This window comes from Paraburkholderia lacunae, from assembly GCF_003353175.1.
Classification (GTDB): Bacteria; Pseudomonadota; Gammaproteobacteria; order Burkholderiales; family Burkholderiaceae; genus Paraburkholderia; species Paraburkholderia lacunae.
This window is the reverse complement of sequence record NZ_QHKS01000005.1, coordinates 292,789-310,387: the sequence shown is the minus strand read 5'-3', so window position 1 is coordinate 310,387 and position 17,599 is coordinate 292,789. Positions and strand designations below refer to the sequence as shown.

Below are 17,599 nucleotides of genomic sequence, written 5' to 3'. Positions count from 1 at the left end.
CAAGGTGCTAGAAACGCGCGAACGGCACGCCAGAGCGGCCGGCACGCAATGCGCATTCCGTGTCGGCAGGCTTCGGCAACACGGGAAGCTCGGCCGGCATGCTGGCCGGTCCCTGGCGGTCGTAGGCTGCGGCCTTCCACTTGCGATCGCCCGGTGTCGCATCCTCGATGCCGGTACTGGTCATGCGGAAATACGAGCCACCGCACTTGAACAGCAGTTCCGTTTTCGCCTCGATGACGACACGCCCGTTTGAGCTGGTGATGGTGGTGTCTTTTTCCGAAGCGATGTTGATCTCATCGTTCTGCGCCTGGATCTGCACCTTGCCACGCGCGGCGAACAGCTTGATACCGAGCCGGTGGGCGAACAGCGACAGCACATCGCCGGCGGCCACGACAACGTTTTTCAGGGCGCTGACATTGAAGCCCGCTGAAGTCGCCACGCTCACATCCTTGCCGGCCGACACCAGCACACGGTCGGGCGTTGACAGGCCGATGCCGTGCGGCGCGGACAGGGCGATAACGGCCTGCTTCAGGCCGGCCAGTTCGTCCTTGAGCCACTGGTTTTCGGCCTTCACGTTGGCAACCTCCGCCTGGGCTGCGCGCGCCACATCGGCCAACTCCTGCGCAGCGGCCTGCGTCGTGCGCATCTGGTCGAGCGCGGCGCTCATGTCCGTCTGCTCACCGGTCGCGCGCGGCTGCATGTCCGCCGACACCAGCAGACCACCGCCGGCGCGCACCGCGCCTTTCAGGTCCGTGCGCAGCTCGAAGCCGTTGCCACGCAACTTGAGGTTGCGATCCACCGTATGGCCGAGATTGAGCTGTGACTTGCCCTGCTCGGTGGCGACCTTGATGTGTTCTTCGCGCGGGAAGTCCTCGAACTCGATCGTGTTGTTCGAGCGCGTGTGAATCGTGCTGCGGCTGTTCCATCGTCTGCCGCTGACGATCGGGTCCGGCTCGCGCGCGTTGTGGAGTACCTGACTGATGTAGGGAAGGTCGGGATTGCCGTGATGGAAGCCCACCGTGACCTCGGTGCCGTCCACCAGCCCGAAATGCAGGCCGCTCTGGTTTGCGCCGGCGAAGGGTTTGGCCAGGCGCATCGGACAGCTGTTCAGACCCGGTGTACGGCTGTCGCGATCCAGATGAAGGTTGACGATATAGTCGCCGCGTTCGTCAATGTAGGGCTGGGCATACTCACCGGGCGAGGCGATCCGCCCGGTAATCGTGCCGTGAATCCTCGGCCACGTATGTTCAAGCAGCGGCAGGCGGTAAAGCCGGTCGGAAGGGATCGCGGTGAATTCAACCCGGTACGGCTTGCTGCGCGAGGCGCTGCACTTCACCGACACGGCAAGCAGCCCGTGTTTAGCGTCGGGCAATGCGCGGTTCGAGAGCTTGAGCACGCAGCCGGGGGCAAGGTCCAGCATGTCGCAGGTGCCGTGATACCCGATCTGTGCGGCCAGCGCGGCCTCGCGTCGCAGGAGCGCTTCGCGCTGCGCCTCGTCGTCGGTGAGATACGGCGTACCCCAGGTATAGGTTTCGCCATACGTGGTGCGGTCATCATGAATCACGTTGGTCGCGTCGATCGGCTCGGGCGCACGCAGGTGGTTGTACGAGCGCACCATGTAGCGGGCAGGCACGGTCCTGGCGTGCATCTCCAGCGTATCGACCGACTCCGCGCCGCTGCTCGCGAGGCCGCTGTATTCGCGGTAAGGCACGCTCAGGTTCGGGTGGCGGCGATAGTGGGTGAAGTCGTCGCCAAAGCGCACCGCCTCGCAATGCTCGCCCTCCTCGCAGACGAACCAGATTCCCGAGCGGCGGCACAGGCGCGTGATGAAGGTCAGGTCATCCTCTTCCCACTGCATCACGAAAGCGCGCTTGCCGTATTCGCGATACAGGTTGAACTCGAAGCTGCCAAGGATCCTGTCAAAGCCGTGCTCGCGCAGGATCTGCTCAATGATTTCCGGAAAGCTCTGTTCGAGGAAGAACCGGCATTTGGGCGCATTGCGCAGCAGCGCGAGGCGCGATTCCAGCACGACCTCGTAGGTCGTTTCATCGCGGCTGCTGGCAAGCTGGCCAAAGCCGGTGATGACGCCCTGCACCCGTCGCGGGGGTTCCGGCTCGCGCATCCTGTTTGGATCGAAAGGCGGCTGGATGACGAACTTTGCGGGCTTGTTCAGGTACTCGGTACGGGACAGGTCGTGCTGCGGATGGGTAAAGCTGACCACGTACTTCGTTGGCACGCTGATGGCGCGCTCACCGTCGAAGGCAAACACGTCGGCGAGAGCCGAACTGCGGGCCTGTGGCACGTCGAGATGGTAGTGCCGGTGCGTGGCGCGGTCTGTGCGCGCGGGCGTGTCGACGTAGGCGGTATTTGGACTCAAGAGCATCCCCTGGTTAGCGTCTGCGGGACATAGTTGAATCGGGTTTGGCGTTCTCTTGCGCATCGACGTGGGACATTGCAACGGCTCCTTGGAATGAATGGAGTGCGAAACTCTCATTCATATATCGAGACCCGACCACAGTCGATAGGATTTGTCTTAAGGTCGCAATCTATGAGTTTTTACGAGCGCAACGGAATGGCAAACGAGTACGGCAAACGCATCACGAAGCGCTCTACCATTCGCACCATTAATACAAAGGATTAGAAAACAGACTTTTACTTATTGTTCTTGGCTTCCGATAAAGGCGCCAGGCCATAGCGCAATGGCTGTGTTCATCACCTGAACCCGAAACCGCCATGCCCCAAGGAAAAGCCCATGACTTCGTTACGCCCCGCCGATGCGTCCGCCAACGACTCGAACTGCAGCGCACGGGGCTCCCCGTCTTCGCGCGCAGCACCTCCTTGCTGACGACGAAAAAACGCGACACCGCTTCAAGCGCGTTCAACGAGCCGGTTGTTTGCGCAGGCGTCATGGTGCGGCCAGGCGATATCGTGCCGGCCGACGACGACGGCGTGCTGTTCAGCGATGCGCCGACCCTCGCCGCTGTGATCGACACGGCGCTCGCGTCCGATCAGGCGGAACCCGCGATACTCACGCGTCTCGACGCGAAAGAACCGGTTCGCGATGTCCTGCAATGATTCATGCCGCCCAGTATTCAAGCGGCTAATGATCAGAATTAGAACAATAAGGTTGACGAGCCCTCCACGCCAGCGAACACTACGTGCATGACAACACGTGCGAACCTGGAGTCTTTTGAAATGCAAACGAAGCAATCGCCCGATCCCATGATCGGCAAGTCCGCGCCGCTCGGCGCCAGAATCGAAGCCCACGCCGGTACCGAACAGCACGTACGGGAGGAACTGGCGGCGCTCTACCGCCTCGCCGCTCACTTCCGCATGACGGACATGATCGACACGCACATCACGGCACGTTTGCCGGACCGGTCGGGCGAGGCGCCGGCCTTTTTAATCAACCGCTACGGTGTGCTTTTTCACGAGATGCGCGCGTCGGATCTGGTGAAGATCGATCACCACGGCAATGTCATCGACGAACGCGCGCACAGTGAGCCGGAACTGTTCCGGGTGAATGCCGCGGGTTTCACGATTCATTCGGCCATCCACGCAGCGCGCGACGATCTGCATTTCGTGATCCACACGCATACGGCCGCCGGAACCGCGGTGTCGGCGCAGGAGCATGGGCTGCTGCCGATCAGCCAGCATGCGCTGAAGTTCTACGGCAAGCTCGCTTACCACGACTACGAAGGCATCGCGCTCGAACTCGGCGAGCGCGAACGGCTGGTGCGGGATCTCGGTTCCTGCAAGGCGATGATCTTGCGCAATCACGGATTGCTCGCGGCAGGCGCGACGGCTGCCGAAGCCTTTCACGAGATCTATTTTCTCGAGCGGGCCTGCCAGGCGCAGATTCAGGCACTGGCCGGCGGCACCGCGCTGCGCATTCCGCCGCGTGAAGTATGCGAGTTGACCGCCGCCCAGTTCGATCGCGAGGACTCGGCGGAAATTGTGGACGTGGCATGGCGCGCGGCGCTACGGCTCATCGACGACCCGCAATCCGATTACCGCAGCTAGTCTCCCGCGGCCAGGTCCCGCGGCTAGGTCCTCTTCACCCTTTACGACGCTATCACAAGGGCATGCGCGCGGACTCCATGGCCGCATCCGCCACCCGGTCCGCATGATACGAAGACCGTACCAGCGGACCGGCCACCACCTCGCGAAAGCCCATCTTCAACCCCTCGTCACGCCATGAAGCAAACTGCTCCAGCGCCACATACCGGCGCACCGGGATGTGAAAACGCGACGGCGCGAGGTACTGGCCGATCGTCAGGATATCGACACGATGCGCGCGCAAATCGCGCATCGTGTCGACCAGTTCGTCGTCCGCTTCTCCAAGGCCGACCATCAAACCTGACTTCGTCAGCACTGTGTCATTCGCTTCCTTGACGCGCGCCAGCAATTCCAGCGAGCCGCGATAATCCGCCCCGGCGCGCGCCGCCCGATACAGCGACGGCACCGTTTCGATGTTGTGATTGAAGACATCCGGCCACGCTTGCGACAAGGCAAGCAAAGCCCGCTCGACGCGGCCACGAAAGTCCGGCGTCAGCACTTCGACGCGAATCCCCGGCACACGCTCGCGCAGCAACGCAACGCAGCGGGCAAAATGCGCGGCGCCGCCGTCGCGCAGATCGTCGCGATCCACCGACGTGACGACGACGTAGCGCAAGGCCAGCGCCGCCACCGCCTCGGCGAGCCACCGCGGCTCCTCGTCATCCAGCGGCTCCGGGCGGCCATGCGCGACGTCACAGAACGCGCAGCGCCGCGTACAGATGCCGCCCATGATCATGAAGGTGGCCGTGCGTTGCGCGAAACACTCGCCGATGTTCGGACACATCGCCTCCTCGCAGACCGAATGCAGGCGGTGTTCGCGCAGGATCGCCGCGATGCCGGCAACCGTTTCGCTCATCATCGGCCTGGCGCGCAGCCACGCAGGCTTCGGCAACGCCTCGCCGCCGGAAACCGGCACGATCTTCACCGGAATCCGCGCAAGCTTGTCGGCGCTGCGCTTGCCATGCTGACCGAGCGCGGTGACGCTATCGCCATGCAGGGCGGCGTCCATCTCAACGCCCCATAAAATCGTTGAGCAGGCGATTGACCTCCGAGGCCGCTTCCATCTGCACCATATGCCCCTTTCCTTCGAGCAGGTGGACGCGAATGTCGCCAGGCAGGCCCTGCGCATGCGCGGCGGGAATGATCTGGTCCTGCGCGCCCCAGATCACCAGCGTGCGCGGCGCAAGCTGAGCGAGCCGTTCGCGATAGCCGCTGCGCTGCACATTGCCGTCGAACGCCGACGACGCAATCTTGCGCAGCGCATCGTTCACGCCTTCGAGCCGCTTGTACTTGACGATGTCTTCGACCAGTTGACGTGTCACCAGCGCCGGGTCGGCGAAGAGTTTAGCCAGATGCGGCTTGAGCGTGTTACGGCTGCTGCCCTCCACAAAGCCGCCGATGTACTCGCCGTTAATCTCCTCGCCCAGGCCCGCCCCCGAAATCAACGCTAGCGAAGCAACCCGCCCCGGCGCTTTCGCCGCGACCGTCATCGCCACCAGCGCGCCCATCGAATGTCCGATCAGATGCGCGCTGCCGATGCCGCGATCGTCGAGGAACGCGATCACGCTGTCCGCCAGTTCATCGGCGCTGCCGGTTTCGACCGCTTTGCCGGACTCGCCGTGACCCGGCAGATCGAGCGCCCACACGGTGCGATGCGCGGCGAGCTCGGCATGATTGAACAGCCAGTTGTTCAGGTCGCCGCCGAAGCCGTGAATCAGCACCGCCGGTGTGCCGCCCTCGCCGAGCTTCAGATAGCGCACGGTACGCCCGCCGATCTGCGCTTTCTCCGGTTGCGGGCCGCTTTCACCCGCGTCCGCACTGGCCGGCACGAAGTCGCGCTGGAACGCTTCGACCGCGGCACCGATTTCCGCGTCCGGCGTTTCCGCGTCGGCCACCACCGCCAGCAATGCGCCGATCGGCAGCGTGTCGCCCTCCTGCGCGATCTGCCGGCGCAAGATGCCGTCGAACGCGCATTCCACGCCTGACGAGATCTTGTCCGTCTCCACGTCGAGCACTTCGTCGCCCTTGGCGACCTTGTCGCCGACGGCTTTGAGCCAACCGTTGACTTGCCCCTGCTCCATCGACAGGCCCCACTTGGGCATCGTAATCATATGAATCGGCATCGCTCAACCTCTCACTTTCAGAACGGCTTCGGCGATCTGCTGCGCCGACGGAATGTACATGTCTTCGAGCACGCCGGAAAACGGCGTCGGCGTATGCGGCGCCGTCACGAGTTCGATAGGCGCCTTCAGCGAGTGAAACGCGCTTCGGGCGATCAGCGCGGAGATATCGGTGGCCATCGAGCAGCGCGGATTCGCTTCGTCGACCACCACCACGCGGCCGGTCCGCTCCGCGCTTTCGAGAATCGTTTCCTCGTCGAGCGGCGAGGTGGTGCGCAGGTCGATCACGTCGACCTGCACGCCGTTTTTCGCAAGCTTCTCCGCGGCATCCGTGGCGTAATGCACCATGCGTCCGTAGGTGACGATGGTGGCGTCGTCGCCGTCGCGCACCACGTTCGCCTCCCCGAACGGAATCGCATACGACTCTTCCGGCACCTCGCCTTCGCGGCTGTACAGCAGTTTGTGTTCGCAGAAAATCACCGGATCGTTGTCGCGGATCGCCTGAATCAATAGACCTTTCGCGTCGTACGGCGTCGAGGGACACACCACTTTCAGGCCAGGTATGTGAGTGAACAACGAAGTCAGCATCTGCGAATGCTGGGCTGCCGCGCGCAGGCCGGCGCCCTGCATCGCGCGAATCACGACCGGCGTCACCGCTTTGCCGCCGAACATGTAGCGAAACTTGGCGGCCTGATTGAAGATCTGGTCGAAGCACACCCCCATGAAATCGATGAACATCAGCTCCGCGACCGGCCGCATGCCGCACGCGGCCGCGCCCACCGCCGCGCCGATATAGCCGCCTTCCGAGAGCGGCGTATCGAGCACGCGGCCCGGATACTTGTGGAACAGCCCCTTCGTCACGCCGAGTACGCCGCCCCACGCGTCCTGCTCGCCGGGCGAGCCCGCGCCGCCCGCGTTGTCCTCGCCCATCACGATGACGGTTTCATCGCGGGCCATTTCCTGACTCAGCGCTTCGTTGATTGCCTGAGAGAATGTGATCTTGCGTGCCATGTCTGTCTCCTGTGTCGACCGGAGTTAGCGCTTCAGCTGTCGACCAGAGTTCGCGCTTTAGCGCGCTACTCTGGTCCCATGCAGAGCACTTACTCCGGTCCCATGAAAGATAGTTTCCAAATCGTTTAGGTTTGCCACGCGTGCGTTACGGATAGGACACGTAGACGTCGCTCAACAGGTCTTCAGCGGTCGGCAGCGGCGCGGCCTTGGCTTCGGTCACAGCACTGTCGATCAGCGTCTTGACCTCGGCATCGATACCGCGCAACTTATCCAGCGTGAGGATTTCCGCGCGCACCACGCGCTCCTCGAAGCGCTTCAGGCAGTCTTTTTCGTCGCGCAGCTTTTGCACTTCGCCTGGCGCGCGATAGGTTTGCGCGTCGCCTTCGAAGTGGCCGAAATAGCGGGAGAATTTCACTTCGACGAGCGTCGGACCGCCGCCGTGGCGCGCTCGCTCGATCGCTTCGCCCAATGCTTCATGCACCGCGAAAAAATCGAAACCGTCGACGATCACACCCGGCATGCCGAAGCCGCTCGCGCGATCGGCGATGTTGTCGGTCGCCACCGACCACGTCGAAGAAGTCGCTTCCGCATAGCCGTTGTTCTCCGCGACGAAAATCGCCGGCAGGCGCCATACCGAGGCCAGATTCATCGATTCGAAAATCACGCCCTGATTCGACGCGCCGTCGCCGAAAAAGCACACGCCTACGCCACCGGACTTCTTGTACTTCGCCGCGAGCGCCGCGCCGCAAATCAGCGGCCCGCCCGCGCCGACGATGCCGTTCGCGCCGAGCATCCCCTTCGACAGATCGGCGATATGCATCGAGCCGCCCTTGCCGTGGCACACGCCCGTCCTGCGACCGTAGATCTCGGCCATCATGCCGCGCACGTCGACGCCCTTGGCGATGCAATGGCCGTGACCGCGGTGCGTGGTCGCCACGTAATCCGCGTCGTTCAGATGCAACATCGTGCCCACCGCCGATGCTTCTTCACCCGCATACAGATGCACGAAACCGGGGATTTCGCCGGTCGCGAATTCGACATGCAGGCGCTCCTCGAACTCGCGGATCGTGCGCATCATTCGATACGCCTTCAGCAGTTCGTCCTTGCTCAGATCACTTGAAACCGACATGGTGTGTCTCCTTGGAATGAATGCACTACTTGCTCCGACCAACCAGCAACACTACTTCTGATGCGCAACCACGTTCGCCACCTCCCGCACGAGTTGCCGCGATGCCGAGAAGCGCAGCGTGCGTTCGACATCGACGGAAAGCGGCCCTTCCCAATCGAGCGCGATCTCGTAGCGATCGCCCCGCTCCAGTTCGATTTCGCGCTCGCCATCGAAAGCGAGCGTGCCGTGTTCGGTATCGAGCGGCGTCCAGCGGCCGACTTCGAAACGCTCGCAGGTGCGCATGAGCACACGCTCGACGCGGCCCGGCGCAATCGGCGCGACCAGCGGCACGCCGGATTCGCCGGGGCGGGCGAAGCGCAGATGCAAGCCATGCGAGGCGGTGCGTTCGACCGGCGCCCATGCGCCGCCGATCGACGACAGGCCGATCCCGTCGGGCGAAGCGAAAGTGAGAAAAAGCGTTTCGATGTCGGCCGGATCCGACACCGCGCGTGCACCGACGAAGCGTTGCCGGCTCACGCACACATCGACCAGCGCGATCTCCTCGCGGCCCCGATTCGGCCCGCCGACGCAACGCACCACGAGACGCTTGTTGCGCGTGAGCGCCACGTCCGGCGGCACCGCGCCGGACGCGACCAGCGCGCCGGCGAGGCCGGCGACCGTCGCCTCGCGCAGATCGGGAAACGCGTTGTTGGTGCCGGTGGACAAGGTCAGCAACGGCACCTTGCCGCAATGCGCGGCAACCGCGCGGTGCGTGCCGTCGCCGCCCAACACCGCGATCAGTTCGACGCCCGCTTGCAGCATCGCGGCGACTCCGGCGTGGGTATCGGTCACGCTGTCGGTAATCGGCTGATCGATGAAATCGACTGCCGGCCAGCGCTGTTGCGCGGCGACCGCCGCATGCGTGTCGAGCGCGCGCAGCAACAACGCGGCGACGCCGGTTCGATCGCGCAACGTCAGCACGCGATCCACACCCAGCACGCCGAGCCCGGCCAGCAGACGCACGACCATGTTGGCTTTTTCAGCGGTCGGAAACACCGACGCATACGTGGTGAGGCGGCGAATGTCGCGACCCGAGGCCGGATTCGCGATCACACCGACGGTGATAGGCGATGGCACTGTGCTTGTCTCCTGCCCGCGCGGTGCGCGGACTCATTGTGGGGCGCCGCATTCGCTATTCGCAACGGCGCTTTGTCATGCGCAGGACACTGCAAAGGGTGTGCCAATTTGCTCGAACAGTCGCGGACCGATCGCGAAGTGCCTTGTTTCAAGGGCTCTGGAGAATAAACGGCGGGCATGCAGCCGCCCGCACACGCCGTGCGACGCAACCTGCGCGGCGTCTCAGGCGCACCGTGTACGACGTTCCGCGTGCGGATCCAGTACTCGAAGAACAGGCGCAATGCCTTTTCGGGCCTGAATTTCAGGGGTGAGACAAGCCGTCTCAATGCGATCTCAGGCGCGCATGAGACGAACGTCTCACGCGTCTCGTGTGCTGCATTGCAATGTGATTGCTGAAGCCGGATGTGCTACAAGAACAGCCTGAACTCACTGTGCGTCGCTCGACTGGAGCCGACCATGCCTTACGTTTCGCAGACCCAGCATATTGACCGCATACGCGGCGCCATCGAAGGACGGCTGCCGGCGCCCGCCGATTCGGCGCGCCTCGTGTCGTCGTGGCAGCGTTCGTTCGAACAGTACCGGCTCGACCCGGGCGCCGTGATCGGGCCGCGCGTCCTTACGTCGGCCGAATTACGCGAGGTGCAAGGCAAGGAAGAAGCCTTTTTGCGCGCGTCGGGCCAGTGCCTGACACGCTTGCACGACATGATTCGCGTGGCCGACTATTGCGTGATGCTCACCGACGCGCACGGCGTCACGATCGACTACCGGATCGACCGCGAGCGCCGCAGCGATTTCAAGCACGCGGGGCTGTATATCGGCTCATGCTGGTCGGAACGCGAGGAAGGCACCTGTGGCGTTGCCAACGTGCTGACTGATCTCGCGCCGATCACGGTGCACAAGACCGACCATTTCCGCGCGGCTTTCACGACACTCACCTGCAGCGCCGCGCCGATTTTCGCGCCGACCGGCGAGATGATCGGCGTGCTCGACGCGTCCGCGGTGCAGTCGCCGGATAACCGCGACAGTCAGCGGCTGGTGTTTCAACTGGTGCGGCAAAGCGCCGGTCTGATCGAAGACGGCTATTTCCTCAATCAAACCACGCAGCACTGGAATCTGTTTGGCCATTCGAGCCGCAACTTCGTCGAAGCGCAGCCCGAAGTGCTGATCGCTTTCGACGAGTGCGGCAACCTGGTCGCCGCCAATCGCAAGGCGCGCGAGTGTATTCCGGGCTTGAACGGCCCACGCCACATCGACGATGTATTCGATACGTCCGACGTGCATCTGCACGACATCGCGCGCACCGATGCGATTGTCGGCTTACGTCTGCGCGCGACCGGCGCGACGCTGTACGCGCGCATCCGTGCGCCGCTCAAGCGGACTTCGCGCAGCACGGCCGGCGTGACCGACAGCATTGCCCGTGCACAGCAAACGGATTCGCAACGCACTCTGCAACTCGGCGCGCTCGGCCGCTTCCTGCACAGCGCGGACAAGCGCATTGCGCACAACGCGGCGGTGGCGTTGCGCATCGTCGGCAAGCGGCTGCCTATTCTGATTCTCGGTGAAACCGGCGTCGGCAAAGAGGTGTTCGCGCATGCCGTGCACGATGCGGGCGCGCGGCGCACCCGGCCGTTCATTGCGGTGAATTGCGGCGCGATTCCGGAGTCGCTGATCGAGAGCGAACTGTTCGGCTACGCGCCGGGCGCCTTCACCGGCGCGCGCAGCCGCGGCGCGCGCGGCAAGATCGCGCAAGCGCATACCGGCACGCTGTTTCTGGATGAAATCGGCGACATGCCGCTCAATCTGCAAACGCGACTGCTGCGCGTGCTGGCCGAAGGCGAGGTCATGCCGCTCGGCGGCGATGCACCCGTGCGCGTGGATATCGACGTGATCTGCGCAACCCACCGGGATCTTGCGCAAATGGTGGCCGAGAGTTCGTTCCGCGAAGATCTCTACTACCGGCTGAGCGGCGCGAGCTTGCCGATGCCGCCGTTGCGCGAGCGCGCGGATATCCGCGACGTGATCGAGGCGGTGTTCGACGAAGAAGCGCAAATGGCCGGCCACGTTCTCACACTCGACACCCGCCTCGCCGAGCGTCTCGCCGCGTTCAGCTGGCCGGGCAACATTCGCCAACTGCGCAACGTACTGCGCTATGCGTGTGCGATCTGCGATTCCGCGCGCGTGGAGTTGCGGCATGTCGCGCCCGATATCGCAGCGGTGCTCGAGCCAGAGGCTGCGAATCAACGCACGCTGATGCACGCCAACGCGCACGCCACCCCGTATGACACGCCGCACGACGACCCGAGCGACGAGCGCGCACGCATTGTCGAGGCGCTCACGCGCCATCAATGGCGGCCAAACGCTGCCGCTCGGGCTCTAGGTATTTCGCGCGCGACCTTGTACCGGCGCATTGCCAAGCTGGGCATCGTCGGACCGCATCGCAGCTGATCCGGCTCTTGCAGTTTTTTATTGACAAGGCATGCGACAAAACGGCACACTCGATCTCATGTTGACGCACACCTTCATCGCAGTAGCGATTAAAAACCCAACGCGAGCCATCATCGGCTGGCCTATGGGAGCATGTGCGCGTTAGCAGTCTGAATCTGCAAAACAAGACCCCAAAGGCCCCGCCGGTAACGGAAGGGGCCTTTTGTTTTGTGGGCGCCTCCGTCCACCGGCACGATGACGGAGAGCAAGATGGATCAGGCAAGCCCGCAGTGCATGGATGACGACTCGAGCCAGTACGCGTATCAGCAGGATGAGCGTCTCCCGAAGGTGGTAGTGCATTTTTCCGTGATGCCCGGCGCCACGCTGACATGGCGTGTCGATGCCGACAGCGCGCTCAGCGTGCAAAGCTCGCGCGTATGGCTCACACGCGTCAATTCACCTTACGATCATTGGCTCCAACCCGGCAACGAGTTCCGCCTGCAACGCGGCGAACGCGTGTGGCTCAGCACGGATGGCGAGATCGCGGCGCATGTGTCGTTGACTAGCGCGCTGCCCGCACGCCGCGGTCTGGTGGGCCGCTGGCTGGCGCGGCTGGCATGGTTGAACCTGGGCGCGCCGACGCTGCGTTAGCATGACACGCCGCAACGCAAAGGTTGAAGCTATTGTTTTCACTGGCGGCCCTATGCGTGCGGCAATTGCCGGGCGCCGTTGCCACTCATTACATGCAAATTCAATGAGCCGCCAATCCATGCGCGGCACGTACGCGGCACGAAAAGAAACAGCCCCATCGCGTGAGCGAATGGGGCTGTTCAGGACACTGCCACAGGACTTACCGGAGCGCTACGCGCGGCGGTTCGCGTCCGACGACGCGTCGGCATCCGCTACGCGTCGCCAGACACTTCACACGCGTTCGATGGCGATCGCGATGCCCTGGCCAACGCCGATACACATCGTGCACAGCGCAAAGCGGCCTTGCGTGCGTTGCAATTGATACATGGCCGTCGTCACCAGACGTGCGCCGCTCATGCCGAGCGGGTGACCGAGCGCAATCGCGCCGCCGTTCGGGTTCACGCGCGCGTCGTCGTCCGCGACACCTAGCGCACGCAGCACAGCAAGCCCTTGCGATGCGAATGCTTCGTTCAACTCGATCACGTCGAACTGGTCGATGGTCATGTTCAGGCGCGCCAGCAGCTTTTGCGTGGCGGGCGCCGGTCCGATGCCCATCACGCGCGGCGCCACGCCGGCCGTTGCGATACCCAGCACGCGCGCGCGCGGCGTGAGGCCGAAGCGCTTCGCGGTGGCTTCGTTCGCGAGCAGCAGCGCAGCGGCGCCGTCGTTCACACCCGATGCGTTGCCCGCGGTCACCGTGCCGTCCGCGCGCACCACGCCCTTGAGTTTCGCCAACGCTTCAAGGCTGGTTTCGCGCGGATGTTCGTCTTGCATGACGGTGATCGGATCGCCCTTCTTCTGCGCAATCGTCACGCCGACGATCTCCTGCGCGAGCGTACCGTCGCGTTGCGCGCGTGCGGCCTTCTGCTGACTGCGCAGTGCGAATGCGTCCTGGTCGGCACGGCTCACGTGGTAGTCGGTCGCAACGTTCTCGCCGGTTTCCGGCATCGAATCGACGCCGTAGAGTTGCTTCATCAGCGGGTTGACGAAACGCCAGCCGATCGTCGTGTCGAAGATGTCCGCCTGGCGCGAAAACGCGCTGGTTGCCTTGCCCATCACGAACGGCGCGCGGCTCATGCTTTCGACGCCACCGGCCACCATCAACGCGGCCTCGCCCGATTTGATCGCGCGCGCCGCAATGCCGACCGCATCCATGCCCGATCCGCACAGGCGGTTCACCGTCGAGCCCGGCACGCCTTGCGGCAAACCGGCCAGCAACAGCGACATGCGCGCGACGTTGCGGTTGTCTTCACCGGCCTGGTTCGCGCAGCCGTAGATCACGTCGTCGATCGCGTTCCAGTCGACGTCCTTGTTGCGCTCCATCAGCGCCTTGAGCGGCACCGCGCCCAGGTCGTCTGCGCGAACCGACGACAACGAGCCCGCATAGCGGCCGATCGGGGTGCGAATCGCGTCGCACAGGAATGCTTCGGTCATGTGATGTCTCCAGTTGGTGTGCTGCGTGCGCTGTGCCGGCATCGGGTAGCGGCGCAGGCCGCTTGCGCAAAGGCATTGACCCGGCGAGCGCGCCGAACAACGGCGAAACTGACGAGCAACAACTGCATGGGCGGCCGTCACTCCAAATCAGCTTAGCGCAGGATGATGAACCACGGGTTCGATACTGCCCGCATTTGTTCTTTACACGAACAATAGGTCATATATCGAACATTAAGGCTCGATAATAGGCGTGCGGCCGAAACCGTGTCAAGCAAAGCGACACCGTTACCAGGGAATACGCGCAGCCTCGCGGCCGGCGCAATGCATCAGACAAATGACGCGCTCGTGCCGGTCAGATCAGCCTGACGGTCCAGCAGGAACCGCCGGCACGAGGCTTGGGGCGTGTTTTTCAGCGGACCTGAATCCGCTCGTCTTCGATATAGGCGCGAATCACGTCGGCGAAGCTGCGCTCGCCACTCAGGCCGAGCCGCTCGGCGCGCGACGTATCCCACCGTCCCGGCCAGCTGCCGACAATCTTCTCCACGCGCGCGTCCGGTTCCCAGACGATACGCTGCGCGGCCTCGTCGCCGGCGACCTCGCGTAGCGCCGCGACCATCTCGTCGACGCTCACCGAGATGCCCGGCAGATTCAGCACACGCTGGTTGCCGAGCGCGGCCGCATCGATTTCGAGTCCGGCGATCAGGCTTTCGATCGCCTTGCGCGGCGACAGCAGCCACAAACGCGTGGCGCCCGCTACCGGACACACCGCCGCTTCGCCGTTCAACGGCTCGCGAATGATTCCGCTCGCAAACGACGACGCCGCCGCATTCGGCTTACCCGGTCGCACGCTGATGGTGGGCAGACGCAGCACGCGGCCGTCGACGAAACCACGCCGCGCGTAATCGTTCAGCAACAACTCGGCGATCGCCTTCTGCGCGCCATACGACGATTGTGGATTCAGCGCGGTATCGTTCTGCACGACATCCGGCAGATCGCCGCCATAGACCGCCACCGAACTCGTGAACAGCACGCGCGGTTTGTGTCCGCGTTGCCGGCACGTTTCGAGCAGCAGGCGCGATGCGTCCAGATTGATGCGCATGCCGAGATCGAAATCCGCCTCGGCCTGCCCGCTGACGATCGCGGCGAGATGGAAAATCGCTGCGGTCTTCTCGTCGATCACGCTTTCGAGCACGCTGCGCTCGGCGATGTCACCCACTTCCGTGCGCACGCGGCTGTCGCCGAAATCGCCTGCGCGCACCACGTCGAGCAGCACCAGCTCGGTGATGGCTTGCGGCTTGCCGTGCGCGTCTTTCAACGAACCGCGCGCCAGCAGCTCGCGCGCGAGGCGCTGGCCGAGAAAACCCGCGCCGCCTGTAATCAGTACTTTCATGAGGTCGTTCTTCCTTCCTGGCGAACGTTGTTCAGATAGGGCTTGATCCAGCCCAAGCCTGCCGAGGTGCCCGCACGCGGCCGGTATTCGCAACCGATGTAGCCGTCATAGCCGAGCGTGTCGATCAGATCGAACAGGTAAGGATAGTTCAGTTCACCGATATCCGGTTCATGGCGTTCCGGTACGCCGGCGATCTGAATATGACCGATGCCCGCCAAATCGCGTTTGAGCTTCACCGCCAGATCGCCTTCGACGATCTGGCAGTGATAGCAATCGAATTGCACCTTGAGATTCGGCGCACCCACCTCCGCGCAAATGGCCTGCGCGTCGTCCTGGCGGTTCAGAAAAAATCCCGGAATATCGCGCGTATTGATCGGCTCGATCACGACAGTGATGCCTTCGGCTTGCGCGGCCTTGGCGGCATACGCAAGATTCTTCAGATACACCTCGCGATGCCGCGCGCGCGGTTGATCCGCGCCGATCAGTCCAGCCATCACATGCAGCTTGCGATTGCCGAGTACACGCGCGTAATCGAGCGCGGTTTCGACGCTGCGATGGAACTCGTCTTCGCGGCCCGGCAGCGAGGCAATGCCGCGTTCGCCCTCGGCCCAGTCGCCGGGCGGCGCATTGAAGAGCGCCTGGGTCAGGCCGTTGTCGTCGAGCCGCGCCTTGATATCCGCTTCAGGGAAATCGTAGGGGAACAGGAACTCGACCGCCTTGAAGCCGTCTTTTGCCGCAGCGGCGAAACGGTCGAGGAAAGCGTGCTCGTTGTACATCATGGACAGGTTGGCGGCGAAGCGAGGCATGGCAGCAACTCCTTGAAAACAGTTAATTCAGCGCGCCGCGATCGCCGCAAGCAGCGCCCGGCGCGCGACGCCCGATTCAGCGATTGACCAGCCTGGCCGGCGTCAGCCACGTGGCGATCGCGCCGATCACCAGCATGCCGGCCAGCACATACATGCCGGTCTGCGTGCTATGCGTGAGATCCTTCAGATAACCGATCATGTAGGGACTCGCAAAGCCCGCGAGATTGCCGATCGAATTGATGATCGCAATGCCGGCGGCGGCGGTCGCGCCCGACATGAACGCAGTCGGCAACGACCAGAATAGCGGCGCGCAGGTCAGCACGCCTGCCGCGGCCAGCGAGAGAAACGCGATCGACACCACCGTGTTGTCCGCGAACGAAGCGGCGACCGTGAAGCCGATCGCGCCGAACAGCGCCGGCACGATCAGATGCCAGCGACGCTCGCGGCGCTTGTCCGCGCTATGACCCATCAGGTTCATCACGACGATCGCGCACAGGAACGGAATCGCGCTCAGGAGGCCGATTTCGAATGCGCCGCTCACGCCGGTCGATTTGACGAGCGTCGGCATCCAGAACGTCAGGCCGTATTGCCCGGTGACGAACGCAAAATAGATCAGCGACATCCACCACGTGCGCGGATCGCGGAACACCTCGCCGAGCGAGTGCGCCTGCGTTTTCTGCTGGGGCTGCGCGGCGGCGATTTCATCGGCGAGCAGGCGTTTTTCGCCATCGCTCAGCCATTTCGCGCTGGAAATGCCGTTGTCGAGATAGAGGATCGTCGCGATACCGATCGCAATCGCGGGGATCGCTTCGATCAGGAACATCCATTGCCAGCCCGCAAAACCCGAGCTGTTGTGGAACGTCTGCATGATCCAGCCCGACAGCGGATTACCGAAAATCCCCGAGACCGGAATCGCCGACATGAACACCGCGATGATCTTCGCGCGCCGATGCGACGGAAACCAGTACGTCAGATACAGAATCACGCCGGGATAGAAACCGGCCTCGGCGAGACCCAGAAGGAAGCGCAAGATGTAGAACTGCATCGGCGTCTTCACGAATACGAAGAGCGCGGACAGCAGGCCCCACGTGATCATGATCCGCGCGATCCAGATACGCGCGCCGAGCTTATGCATCAGGATGTTGCTCGGCAACTCGAACAGGAAGTAGCCGATAAAGAACACGCCGGCGCCGAGACCGAACACGGTCTCGCTGAACGCAAGTTGTTGCGACATCTGCAGTTTCGCGAAGCCGACATTCACGCGGTCCAGATACGCCACCACATAGCACAGCATCAGAAACGGCACGATGCGCCAGAACACTTTCTTATAGGTGCGCTCGACTTCGGCGGCGCCGGGTTCTCCCGCGGCGGCTGCGATCGGGCGGCTCGATGCCGTCTGATAGGTACTCATGCATTGTCT

General features: G+C 63.4%; 14 protein-coding genes. 4 read left to right on the top strand and 10 right to left on the bottom strand.

Annotation, left to right across the window (positions count from 1 at the left end):
- Nucleotides 1–7 precede the first annotated feature (7 nt).
- On the bottom strand, nucleotides 8–2,377 hold the full coding sequence (locus DLM46_RS09885) for a type VI secretion system Vgr family protein (protein ID WP_244306023.1): 2,370 nt from the start codon (nucleotides 2,375–2,377) through the stop codon (nucleotides 8–10).
- A 356-nt stretch (nucleotides 2,378–2,733) separates the two neighbouring features.
- Between DLM46_RS09885 and DLM46_RS09880 the strand changes: the two genes are divergently transcribed.
- Both DLM46_RS09880 and DLM46_RS09875 read left to right on the top strand, forming a co-directional pair.
- The gene (locus DLM46_RS09880; protein WP_115100572.1) at nucleotides 2,734–3,075 is read left to right on the top strand and encodes an RraA family protein; all 342 of its coding nucleotides are present in this window, start codon (nucleotides 2,734–2,736) and stop codon (nucleotides 3,073–3,075) included.
- Nucleotides 3,076–3,222: 147 nt separating this feature from the next.
- The gene (locus DLM46_RS09875; protein WP_244306049.1) at nucleotides 3,223–4,023 is read left to right on the top strand and encodes a class II aldolase/adducin family protein; all 801 of its coding nucleotides are present in this window, start codon (nucleotides 3,223–3,225) and stop codon (nucleotides 4,021–4,023) included.
- A 52-nt stretch (nucleotides 4,024–4,075) separates the two neighbouring features.
- Here DLM46_RS09875 and lipA read toward each other — a convergent pair whose 3' ends face one another.
- The 5 genes from lipA to DLM46_RS09850 all read right to left on the bottom strand — a co-directional run bounded on the left by lipA (nucleotide 4,076) and on the right by DLM46_RS09850 (nucleotide 9,435).
- Complete coding sequence (gene lipA, locus DLM46_RS09870) at nucleotides 4,076–5,068, bottom strand: lipoyl synthase (RefSeq protein ID WP_115100571.1); 993 nt, start codon at nucleotides 5,066–5,068, stop codon at nucleotides 4,076–4,078.
- A gap of 1 nt (nucleotide 5,069) precedes the next feature.
- Nucleotides 5,070–6,182 (bottom strand): acetoin dehydrogenase dihydrolipoyllysine-residue acetyltransferase subunit, encoded by a 1,113-nt coding sequence (locus DLM46_RS09865; protein ID WP_115100570.1) that lies wholly within the window; start codon nucleotides 6,180–6,182, stop codon nucleotides 5,070–5,072.
- Between the two features lie 3 nt (nucleotides 6,183–6,185).
- Nucleotides 6,186–7,190: an alpha-ketoacid dehydrogenase subunit beta gene (locus DLM46_RS09860; protein WP_115100569.1), complete on the bottom strand. Its 1,005-nt coding sequence runs from the start codon at nucleotides 7,188–7,190 to the stop codon at nucleotides 6,186–6,188.
- A 145-nt stretch (nucleotides 7,191–7,335) separates the two neighbouring features.
- On the bottom strand, nucleotides 7,336–8,319 hold the full coding sequence (locus tag DLM46_RS09855; protein ID WP_115100568.1) for a thiamine pyrophosphate-dependent dehydrogenase E1 component subunit alpha: 984 nt from the start codon (nucleotides 8,317–8,319) through the stop codon (nucleotides 7,336–7,338).
- Nucleotides 8,320–8,370: 51 nt separating this feature from the next.
- Nucleotides 8,371–9,435: an ATP-NAD kinase family protein gene (locus DLM46_RS09850; RefSeq protein WP_115100567.1), complete on the bottom strand. Its 1,065-nt coding sequence runs from the start codon at nucleotides 9,433–9,435 to the stop codon at nucleotides 8,371–8,373.
- Between the two features lie 456 nt (nucleotides 9,436–9,891).
- Between DLM46_RS09850 and DLM46_RS09845 the strand changes: the two genes are divergently transcribed.
- Nucleotides 9,892–11,880 carry a sigma-54-dependent Fis family transcriptional regulator gene (locus tag DLM46_RS09845; RefSeq protein ID WP_115100638.1) on the top strand — a complete coding sequence of 663 codons (1,989 nt, stop codon included), beginning with the start codon at nucleotides 9,892–9,894 and terminating at the stop codon, nucleotides 11,878–11,880.
- A gap of 249 nt (nucleotides 11,881–12,129) precedes the next feature.
- On the top strand, nucleotides 12,130–12,510 hold the full coding sequence (locus tag DLM46_RS09840) for a DUF2917 domain-containing protein (protein WP_115100637.1): 381 nt from the start codon (nucleotides 12,130–12,132) through the stop codon (nucleotides 12,508–12,510).
- 270 nt (nucleotides 12,511–12,780) lie between these two features.
- On the opposite strand, the gene pcaF is transcribed toward DLM46_RS09840, so the two are convergent.
- The 4 genes from pcaF to DLM46_RS09820 form a co-directional block, all read right to left on the bottom strand.
- The gene (gene pcaF / locus DLM46_RS09835; RefSeq protein ID WP_115100636.1) at nucleotides 12,781–13,983 is read right to left on the bottom strand and encodes a 3-oxoadipyl-CoA thiolase; all 1,203 of its coding nucleotides are present in this window, start codon (nucleotides 13,981–13,983) and stop codon (nucleotides 12,781–12,783) included.
- Between the two features lie 409 nt (nucleotides 13,984–14,392).
- Nucleotides 14,393–15,373: a D-erythronate dehydrogenase gene (gene denD / locus DLM46_RS09830; RefSeq protein WP_115100566.1), complete on the bottom strand. Its 981-nt coding sequence runs from the start codon at nucleotides 15,371–15,373 to the stop codon at nucleotides 14,393–14,395.
- Entirely contained in the window at nucleotides 15,370–16,179 is an 810-nt protein-coding gene (otnI, locus tag DLM46_RS09825; protein WP_115100565.1) for a 2-oxo-tetronate isomerase, read from the bottom strand. The genes denD and otnI overlap by 4 nt, the downstream gene beginning before the upstream one ends.
- A 76-nt stretch (nucleotides 16,180–16,255) precedes the next feature.
- Nucleotides 16,256–17,590, bottom strand: a complete 1,335-nt coding sequence (locus DLM46_RS09820; RefSeq protein WP_115100564.1) for an MFS transporter — start codon at nucleotides 17,588–17,590, stop codon at nucleotides 16,256–16,258.
- Nucleotides 17,591–17,599: the final 9 nt, after the last annotated feature.